This window comes from Staphylococcus sp. OJ82 (genome assembly GCF_000294465.1).
GTDB lineage: Bacteria > Bacillota > Bacilli > Staphylococcales > Staphylococcaceae > Staphylococcus > Staphylococcus equorum.
In genome coordinates, this window is sequence record NZ_ALPU01000016.1 from 1 (window position 1) to 9,041 (window position 9,041).

The 9,041-nt window shown below is 30.8% G+C and carries 9 protein-coding genes and 1 pseudogene; 4 read left to right on the forward strand and 6 right to left on the reverse strand.

Features of this window, described 5'->3' with window-relative positions; genetic code table 11:
* Positions 1-48 precede the first annotated feature (48 nt).
* The 3 genes from SOJ_RS13490 to SOJ_RS13500 all read left to right on the forward strand — a co-directional run bounded on the left by SOJ_RS13490 (position 49) and on the right by SOJ_RS13500 (position 2,217).
* The gene (locus SOJ_RS13490; RefSeq protein WP_002508687.1) at positions 49-651 is read left to right on the forward strand and encodes a recombinase family protein; all 603 of its coding nucleotides are present in this window, start codon (positions 49-51) and stop codon (positions 649-651) included.
* A 67-nt stretch (positions 652-718) separates the two neighbouring features.
* Complete coding sequence (locus tag SOJ_RS13495) at positions 719-1,450, forward strand: class I SAM-dependent methyltransferase (protein ID WP_002508688.1); 732 nt, start codon at positions 719-721, stop codon at positions 1,448-1,450.
* Positions 1,451-1,665: 215 nt separating this feature from the next.
* Positions 1,666-2,217, forward strand: coding sequence for a recombinase family protein (locus SOJ_RS13500; RefSeq protein WP_002508689.1), 552 nt, complete (start codon positions 1,666-1,668; stop codon positions 2,215-2,217).
* 87 nt (positions 2,218-2,304) lie between these two features.
* On the opposite strand, the gene SOJ_RS13505 is transcribed toward SOJ_RS13500, so the two are convergent.
* Together SOJ_RS13505 and SOJ_RS13510 are read right to left on the reverse strand one after the other, a co-directional pair.
* Positions 2,305-3,342: a 2,3-butanediol dehydrogenase gene (locus SOJ_RS13505; protein ID WP_002508690.1), complete on the reverse strand. Its 1,038-nt coding sequence runs from the start codon at positions 3,340-3,342 to the stop codon at positions 2,305-2,307.
* Between the two features lie 109 nt (positions 3,343-3,451).
* Positions 3,452-3,652: pseudogene (locus tag SOJ_RS13510) on the reverse strand (hypothetical protein); the annotation flags it as partial.
* A 198-nt stretch (positions 3,653-3,850) separates the two neighbouring features.
* Between SOJ_RS13510 and SOJ_RS13515 the strand changes: the two are divergent.
* Positions 3,851-5,395, forward strand: a complete 1,545-nt coding sequence (locus tag SOJ_RS13515; RefSeq protein WP_002508692.1) for a BCCT family transporter — start codon at positions 3,851-3,853, stop codon at positions 5,393-5,395.
* A gap of 146 nt (positions 5,396-5,541) precedes the next feature.
* Here SOJ_RS13515 and gtfB read toward each other — a convergent pair whose 3' ends face one another.
* The 4 genes from gtfB to SOJ_RS13530 all read right to left on the reverse strand — a co-directional run.
* Complete coding sequence (gtfB, locus tag SOJ_RS13520; RefSeq protein WP_002508693.1) at positions 5,542-6,864, reverse strand: accessory Sec system glycosylation chaperone GtfB; 1,323 nt, start codon at positions 6,862-6,864, stop codon at positions 5,542-5,544.
* Positions 6,857-8,362, reverse strand: a complete 1,506-nt coding sequence (gene gtfA / locus SOJ_RS13525) for an accessory Sec system glycosyltransferase GtfA (RefSeq protein ID WP_002508694.1) — start codon at positions 8,360-8,362, stop codon at positions 6,857-6,859. The genes gtfB and gtfA overlap by 8 nt, the downstream gene beginning before the upstream one ends.
* A 44-nt stretch (positions 8,363-8,406) precedes the next feature.
* On the reverse strand, positions 8,407-8,583 hold the full coding sequence (locus SOJ_RS14600) for a hypothetical protein (RefSeq protein ID WP_002508695.1): 177 nt from the start codon (positions 8,581-8,583) through the stop codon (positions 8,407-8,409).
* Between the two features lie 109 nt (positions 8,584-8,692).
* Positions 8,693-9,041: LPXTG cell wall anchor domain-containing protein (locus tag SOJ_RS13530; protein ID WP_037539676.1), on the reverse strand; the 349-nt coding region annotated here is incomplete at its 5' end.

Here is a 9,041-nt window from a genome sequence, read left to right on the forward strand (position 1 = left end):
TACAGTTTCTAAATGTATGATTAGGGTGTATGAGAAAGGGTGTTGAAAATGATAGTTGGTTATGCACGAGTATCAACCATTGATCAGAATTTAGATAGACAGATTGAAAATTTAGAAGCATTTGGTGCTGAAAAAATATTCACAGAAAAACAATCAGGTAAATCGATTGAAGATAGACCTATTTTTATAGAAACATTGAACTTTGTAAGAATGGGAGATCGTTTAATCGTTGAATCGATTGACCGTCTAGGAAGAAATTATGACGAGATTATTCAAACGGTGAACTATTTAAAAGAAAAAGAAGTTCAATTAATGATTACAAGCTTGCCTATGATGAATGAAGCAATTGGTAACCCATTATTAGATAAGTTCATGAAAGATTTAATCATTCAAATTTTAGCAATGATTTCAGAGCAAGAAAGAAATGAAAGTAAGCGTAGGCAAGCACAGGGTATTAAAGTAGCTAAAGAAAAAGGGGTTTATAAAGGCAGACCTGTACTTTATTCTCCCAATGCTAAAGACTCTCAGAAACGACTGGTATATCATCGAGTTGTAGAAATGCTAGAACAAGGCGTTTCGATTAGTAAAATTGCAAAAGAAGTAGATATTACCAGACAAACTGTATACAGAATTAAAGATAGTAGAGGATAAATACTATGTAATCTCATTAATATATTTATCTTCTTATTGCTTTCAAAAATAAAAAGGGGGATATTTTATGAATAATATTTATGATGACTCAGAATTTTTTGAAGGGTATAAGAATAAGAGGAATAGCCATTTAAGTTATAATGAGGTAGTGGAAATGCCTGAAATGAAACGCTTAATGCCTGACTTATTTGGAACGAAAATACTTGATGTGGGGTGTGGAATGGGAAATCTTATAACCTACATGTTAACGTATAATCCAAACCATATAACAGGTATCGAACAATCAAAAAACATGATAGATGAAAGTCGTAAGAAATTTAAAGATAAACCTGTGACATTATACCATGAGGATTTTATGACACTTAATATAGATGAAACCTTTGATGTCATAGTGTCTTCACTAGTATTTCATTACATAGAAGACTTTGAAAAATGTTGTCAAAAATTATACCAATTACTAAAAAGTGAAGGAACCCTTGTATTTACTATGGAGCATCCAATCCAAACAGCTACTATGGATTCAGAAGTTAAAAAAGAAGATGAAAATGGAGTTTATTTGCGAATGGAACGTTACTTTGATGAATCTATTCGTTCTGCTAACTGGATAGGAAAAGACGTTTTCAAATACCATCATACGATTGAAACTATTTTCAATAGTTTAATAAATAGTGGCTTTGAAATTGAATATGTTAAGGACCTTGGACAATCAGAAGAAGTATTTAAATATTATGATGAAGATCGTATTAATACGTTAAAACAGTTCCCTCCATTTATATTAGTTAAAGCAAGAAAGAAATGAATTTGCACATATTTTCGTTTTTGACACAAAACCTCTTAACTATAAATTAGGAGGTTTTTCTTGGATATTTAAGTCTATAAACTTGTGCTATAATCAATGTATCATAAATATCAAAAATCATGAGTTTTTAGACGATGAGAGACGCGTTTATTTGCATCGAGAATTAGATTTCGTTAATAAGTACCCATAAAACGATTAAAAGAGGTGGTATTCAAATGGCTAAAATTGGTTATGCACGTGTATCAACACAAGATCAAAGTCTTGATGGACAGATTGATACACTTGAGGAATATGGTTGTGAACGTATCTTTAGCGAGAAAGCGAGTGGCCGTAAAACGAATAGAACAGAACTTGATAAATGCTTAGATTATTTACGTGAGGGAGATATTCTAGTGATTTATAAACTAGATCGTCTTGGACGTACAACGAAACAATTAATTGAGTTATCACAATGGTTAGATGAAAACAGCATTGATTTACATATTATAGATATGAACGTATCGACTAAAGATGCGATGGGCAAGATGTTCTTTACCATGATGAGTGCATTCGCTGAACTTGAAGCTAACTTATTAAGTGAACGAACAAAAAAAGGATTAGAAGCAGCACGAGCAAGAGGGCGAAAAGGCGGCAGACCTTCATTGCCTGACCATAAGAAAAGAGAAATTAAATTTCTATACGATGAACAAAAACTTACAGGCGAAGAGATTGCTAAACAAACAGGAGTGAGTCGTTCTACTGTATATAGAATAATAAAAATGAAGTAGTAAAAACAAATAATCACAGGAAGAAAACTAATGAAAGGAGAATCTCTAATTTGAAGATTCTCCTTTCATTAGTTTTTATAACCTATATTATAATTTAACGAGAATTTTTGCTTGTGATTTATCGTTTACAAGTTGTTCAAATCCTGACTCTACAATATCATTTAACTCAATTTCATCAGTAACGACGTCTTTTACTTTTAAATTACCTTCGTTAATTAAGTCTATTGTTTGTTGAAATGTAGTAGGTGTATAAGCAATCGTCGAAGTAAGTTTTACACCTGTATTCGTTAATTGCATTGGATTCCATTCAATAGGATGGCCGAATATAGAAACTATAACAACAATACCTCTTGCTTTAGTAACATCTATTGCAGATTTAAGTGTTGGCGCTACACCAGCTACCTCAAATGCTACATCAACGCCATTATCAGTGTATTTACTAATAATATCACTTGGGTTTGATTCACCAGAATTTATCGTATGAGTAGCACCTACTGATTTAGCTTTATTAAGTCGTTCTTCCGATAAATCGAAAACAAATATTTTGCTAGCACCAGCTGCTTTGGCTGCTATAGTTGTTAATAAACCGATTGGCCCTGCACCAAAAATAGCAACAGTATCGCCAAATAGAACTTCTCCTTCTTTAATTGCTTGAACTGCAACAGCCGTCGGTTCTACAAGGGCGCCTTCTTTATCAGAAACATTATCTGGTAATTTATAAACATTCTCTTCTGGGGCGTTTGTAAATTCTGCAAATCCACCATCAGAACCTAAGCCTATAAATGAATAACCATCATAAAGATCAATATTTTCTTCTTTTTCACGATTTGAAACTGTAGGATTAATGACAACACGATCGCCTTTATTAAATTTTGTAACCTTAGAACCAATATCATCTACTACACCTGCAAATTCGTGGCCTAATGTAACGGGCGCTTTTTGGCCAAGGAACGGGTCAGGTTTGTCTGTTGAAATAAATATAGGGCCTTCTAAGTATTCATGTAAATCTGTACCACAAATGCCAGCCCAAGACACTTTAACTTTAACCTCATTATCTTGTAACTCTTTAGATTTTCGATCTTCAACTCGTACATCCTTTTGACCATACCAAACTGCTGCTTTCATTGATAAAACCTCCTTGTTTTAGTTAATTTAATAGTATGCCTTTTAAAAGTTACTTTCAAATAAACTAACCTTTTAATATAGTGTTTCTAAATTATTATATGATTAGAGTGTGCCCAAAAGCTACATCTATTTTATATTGAATATCTTTTTTTTGCTTATTATAATATTTGACACTAATTGCAAAATCATTTTCTGTTACAACGTGATAAATTACAACAACAGAATCTTCACCGATGGCTTTTTCTAAATAGTCAGGGATAGCACTAAAATCATTTTCGAAATCATAGGATAATAATATATTTTTGAACATTTACACCACTCTCCTATTAATTATTATTTAGATGCCCATTACTTATGTATATATCCTGAATATATATGCTTATTTCCATATTCAAATTATTCAAATATATTCCTTGAATTAATATATTTCAGATTCACTATTGAATAATCTTTTTATTGTGCTATGATTCTAAACATCTGTTTTTTATAGTTAGGAGTTATTAACGTGATGAGTAAAAAAAACAAAGTTTCCAATGTTTTTATATATTCCGCCAGTATCATTGGAATACTTGTATTGTTAGGTACATTCTTTCCTAAACAATTTGGAGAAATTACCAATGCTATATCAGCTTGGGTGACAAATACATTTGGTTGGTATTATATGTTGCTATATGCGGTCATCATAGCTTTTTCTATTTTCTTAATATTTAGCCCAATAGGAAAATTAAAGTTAGGAAAACCAGAAGATGAACCAGAATTTAAAACAATTTCTTGGTTAACAATGTTATTTAGTGCCGGTATGGGTATTGGTTTAGTATTTTATGGTTCCTCTGAGCCAATATCACATTACCTCTCTCCACCAAATGCAAAACCAGAAACACAAGAAGCTATGGCAGAAGCTTTTAAATCTACATTTATGGACTATGGTTTTCATACATGGTCAATATATGGCATTGTAGCATTGGTTCTTGCATATTCTCAATTTAGAAAAGGAGAAAACGGATTAATTTCAAGAACTCTAAGACCTTTATTAGGGAATAAAGTAGAAGGACCTTTAGGAGTTGTTGTCGATGTATTAGCTGTATTTGCTACTGTTATTGGAGTGGCAGTGTCATTAGGAATAGGTGCAATACAATTAAATGGTGGTTTAAATTATTTATTTGGAGTTCCTAATAATATAATTGTACAAGGTATAATTATCGTTGTTATAACAGTATTATTTTTGTTTAGTGCTTGGACAGGTTTAAGCAAAGGTATACAATACTTAAGTAATCTAAATATGGTTTTTGCAGCTATTTTATTAATTGTTATTCTTATTGTTGGGCCTACAATCCTCATTTTAAATATTATGACCAGTTCAACAGGAGATTATTTAAATAATTTAATTATTAATAGCTTGGATGTTGCTCCATTAAATCAACAAAAATCTATGTGGTTAGATTCTTGGATGCTCTATTATTTAGGATGGTGGATGAGTTGGAGTCCATTTGTAGGTGTATTCATTGCTAGAATATCAAAAGGACGTAGTATTAGAGAATTTTTAATTGCGGTTTTAAGTGTACCTATTACAGTTAGTATTATTTGGTTTAGTGCTTTTGGTACAACAGGTATTGAAATAGGAAAAGTAAATAGTAGTATATTTAAAATGCCACCCGAAACTCAATTGTTCGGTATTTTTAACGAATTGCCGTTTGGTTTCATTTTATCTATTATTGCTTTGGCTTTAATAGCTTCTTTCTTTATTACTTCTGCCGATTCTGCTACTTTTGTTTTGGGTATGCAAACTTCATTTGGCAATTTAAATCCTTCAGGTTTTGTGAAAATTATATGGGGCGTAGCTTTATCTACTATTTCTTATATATTATTATTAGCAGGTGGAAATACTAGTTTAGAGGCACTCCAATCGGCAGCCATTATATCTGCGTTTCCATTTAGTATCGTTATTATATTAATGATGGTGTCATTTTATAAAGAAGCAAATCGGGAAAGAAAATACTTAGGTTTAACATTACAGCCAGATAAAAAACATTTTGAAGATATTATTGATAAGTAAAAGAGAGAAATTTATAATTTTCCTTATTTAGACAGAATTTGATTTTGAAACGATTAAGAGACTCCTTATTGAAAAAAGGAGTCTCTTTTTGATATATATTCTGATAATCATCGATTATGTAAATTAAAAATATAAGGAAAAGACGCTTAATTTACTGATTCGATAAATACTGTTTTATCGATAGCGTTGGCTTGTTTTAATTGTAATTCTAAGTAATTATCGAATATGTCTTTGTGTTGTGTAACTTCATTTAGCGCATTGATTAGTAATTCAGGATCCTCTACATCGAATAAATGATTTGGTGCTGTTACTACCTTATTGTGCGCAGTGGCATCATAACCTAAAATTAATAGTTTGTAGTCAAAAGCTGCCCTAACTGCATCTAATATTTCGTTGCCTTTATTAATATCTAAATAGATATCGCATTTTTTATAAAGTGCTTTAAATTCAGTCTTTTTAGCATTTGGATATAATTTAGCATTGGTATATTTATTCAAGTTCATTAATATCTTAGACATTTCAGTCATAGCTGCAATATGAAAATCTAAATGTGGATGTGCTTGTACAATTTGTTCTAAATGCGGTATTTGGTCAGAATTTGTTAGTGTTAGCACTTGGTTAGAATGATGATTAGACTTCAGGAATTTATATACATATCCAGATTTATATATTCTATTTTTCCATTTATCACTAATGGATGATTTAAGTTGTTCATAGGCTTCATCGCTCGGCACAATAATACTGAATGATCTACGTTCTTTAGATAGTATATTTTCCATATGACGAATAATATAGCTCGTAATATCACCTTGCCAATAAAAATAATCATTGCTAGGCTCGCTTAAACCATTCATCACTGCGGCTGGTACTGAAAATGAGTTGATTAAAAATTGTTCTGATTCTAACCCTGCAACTTGGATATAGAAATTAACAAATTGTATTTTCGAATGGAAGAAGTATTCTTTGCCTTGCCAATTCAAAATAACATCATTTGTGATGAAATTCTCAACCATAAACACTTCACCTTTAGCGTTATAGTAACGTTTTAATATTCTTTTATGGGTATTAGGATCTAATACTACTTGTGCATAACTGTATCCGTATTTATTATAATAATCAATATACTGCGTATGCCCTTGTTTATTTAACCACTCGATACGTTCTACGATTCTATGTTTATAATTCTTTTTATAAATAATTCTCGCTTTAATATCTCCTGTATCTTTAATTACAGCATCGTTATTATTGCCTTCAATCAACCAGAATTTCGGTGTTTTAACTTGGTTAAAAAATAATGGTTTAACTGGCAAATTTTCATTTTCTGCAAAGAATTCATATGGGGTTTTAACATCATCAGGAAGAAAGCCATCTGCTTCAATAACGATTGTTTGTCTATTCATACCAGAAAATTTAAATGAATTATAAAGGACTATTGTTTGTTTATCGAAAGCTTCAAATAAATTAATCATAAAGCACCTCTTCAATTAAATTATTCCATTGGATTTTTACAGCATCTTGTGTAAATTGTTCAGCAACTTTATAAGATGCCTCATGGAAATCATTTGTATCATTTTCAAAAAATCGAATTATAGCTTCAGCAATTTTTCCTACTATTTCTGACTCTGACTCTACATTTAATTTAATAGGTATGAGATAGCCATTTTCTTTGTCCTCAATAAAAGTCGGATTTCCATAATTAACATCAAAACCAATAAGCCCTAATCCTGAACCAATCGCTTCCATCAATGTTAATCCAAAGCCTTCACTCGTTGATCCTGATAGAAACAATTCATAATTCTTATATACTTGATTTAAATTTACATGGCCATGTAAAGTGATATAACTTTCTGCATTATTTTCACGAATAAGGTTATGCAATGTCTGCTTTTGAGCACCTTCTCCATATATATCAAATGTTATTTCAGGTCTTTGTTGTTTCGCAATTGCGACTGCTTTAACTAACCAATCTACACGTTTTTCAGCTGCTAATCTTGAAGCAGTAATAATAGAATAAGGTTTTCTATTTAAAGGTTGTGTTAAAGTTGTTAAATTGCCTACAGGTATTGTATATATTTTAGGCATGATATGATTATACTTTTCAAATTGTTCTGTCAGCAGTTTATTTTGAATTTCCGTTGCTGTGATAAAGAAATCTATTTCCTGCGCATTAGTGAATACATATTCATAATGATTATTCCAAAGTATATAATCGTCGTTCGTTGTCGATGCATTATAATGTTCTGCATGAATTACTACACCTAATTTAGCTTGATTTTTATTTTCTATCATAACTTGACTAATATCTTTTGAGCGATCTAATAAAATCATATCTTTCTGCGACAACTGAAGTTTTTCCATAAAATATGCAATAAAATTTTGTTTGGAATATAATATTCTATCTTTAAAGACAAACATACTATCATCACCATTTACATATTCATTATATGCTGTAGAACCGTCTTCATTGTAAAAGACTCTCATATATAATTTAGCCATATTATCTTCAGGTGCGTAATACTCTGAAAAGACACGTACATAGGAATAATAATCTTTGCGTAGTAATTTCCCTCTTGATACATATTCTACTCTATCAACAATATCACTATCTTCGTCTTTCAAATGACACACGATATAGTTACTATTTTTATTAAAGAAATATTTTTTGATTTTTACTTCATCTTTTGTTTTAGTGATGTCGTCATTGAGTGATTGAATAATATCATCTAATTTAACACTTGAAGGTGCTATTTTTATATCTGTGAAAAATTGGTATAACCATATCACTTCATCATCATTAAACCCTAAATTTTTTGTTAAAGTTTGTATATTTTCAGTTTTTATAAATTCTAAAAACACGAACTTTAATGTTTCTTCTCTTCCTCTTAAAGCTTGAGCTCTGTATAGTTGGGCATACTCTACACCACTACTCGCCCATCCAATGCCATAGTTCATGTTATATATCGTCATGTATTACACCTCAGTAACTAAAGTTAAAATCACAAATTTACTTATTAAACAAACAATTTTACTATACTTAAAATCATCAACGACAATATGATAAACATAGCAAAAAACTTAAGTGTCAGAAATTCTTTTTTTACTTTTTGTTGATCTTTTTCAGCATCATATTCATTTAATTCTTCTTCAATTTGTCTATTTATTTGATCTAATTCTTCTTTTTCACTCATATATTACACTTCCTATAACTATAGAAATATTTATTAACTTATTATAACAAAATAAGCCAAGGAGAATACCCTCAGCTGTATTTTGTATTGATATTCAAATCAAATGTTATTAATTATTATCAGTTTCTTTTTTACGACGTCTTCTCAGTAGTGCCAAACCACCTAGTCCAAGAATACCCGCTAACAATCCGTTTTTCGTTGTATCGTCACCTGTATTTGGTAACTCTGAATCTTTGTCTTTATCTTTTTCATTTTGGTTCGCTTCATTCTCAGAATCTGAATCATTTGCTGATTCTAATGTGTTTGTAGAATCTAATGAATTATTTGGATCAAATGAAGTCATTGATTCGCTCTCGCTCAACGATTCAGATGTACTCAATGATTCGCTTTCGCTTAATGACTCAGATGTACTTAATGATTCGCTCTCGCTCAACGATTCAGATGTACTCAATGATTCG

What these genes read in the sequence shown, in the direction of transcription:
- SOJ_RS13490 (WP_002508687.1), top strand. Translation starts at nt 49, where the DNA reads ATGATAGTTGGTTATGCACGAGTATCAACCATTGATCAGAATTTAGAT.
- SOJ_RS13495 (WP_002508688.1), top strand. Translation starts at nt 719, where the DNA reads ATGAATAATATTTATGATGACTCAGAATTTTTTGAAGGGTATAAGAAT.
- SOJ_RS13500 (WP_002508689.1), top strand. Translation starts at nt 1,666, where the DNA reads ATGGCTAAAATTGGTTATGCACGTGTATCAACACAAGATCAAAGTCTT.
- SOJ_RS13505 (WP_002508690.1), bottom strand. Translation starts at nt 3,342, where the DNA reads ATGAAAGCAGCAGTTTGGTATGGTCAAAAGGATGTACGAGTTGAAGAT.
- SOJ_RS13515 (WP_002508692.1), top strand. Translation starts at nt 3,851, where the DNA reads ATGAGTAAAAAAAACAAAGTTTCCAATGTTTTTATATATTCCGCCAGT.
- gtfB (WP_002508693.1), bottom strand. Translation starts at nt 6,864, where the DNA reads ATGATTAATTTATTTGAAGCTTTCGATAAACAAACAATAGTCCTTTAT.
- gtfA (WP_002508694.1), bottom strand. Translation starts at nt 8,362, where the DNA reads ATGACGATATATAACATGAACTATGGCATTGGATGGGCGAGTAGTGGT.
- SOJ_RS14600 (WP_002508695.1), bottom strand. Translation starts at nt 8,583, where the DNA reads ATGAGTGAAAAAGAAGAATTAGATCAAATAAATAGACAAATTGAAGAA.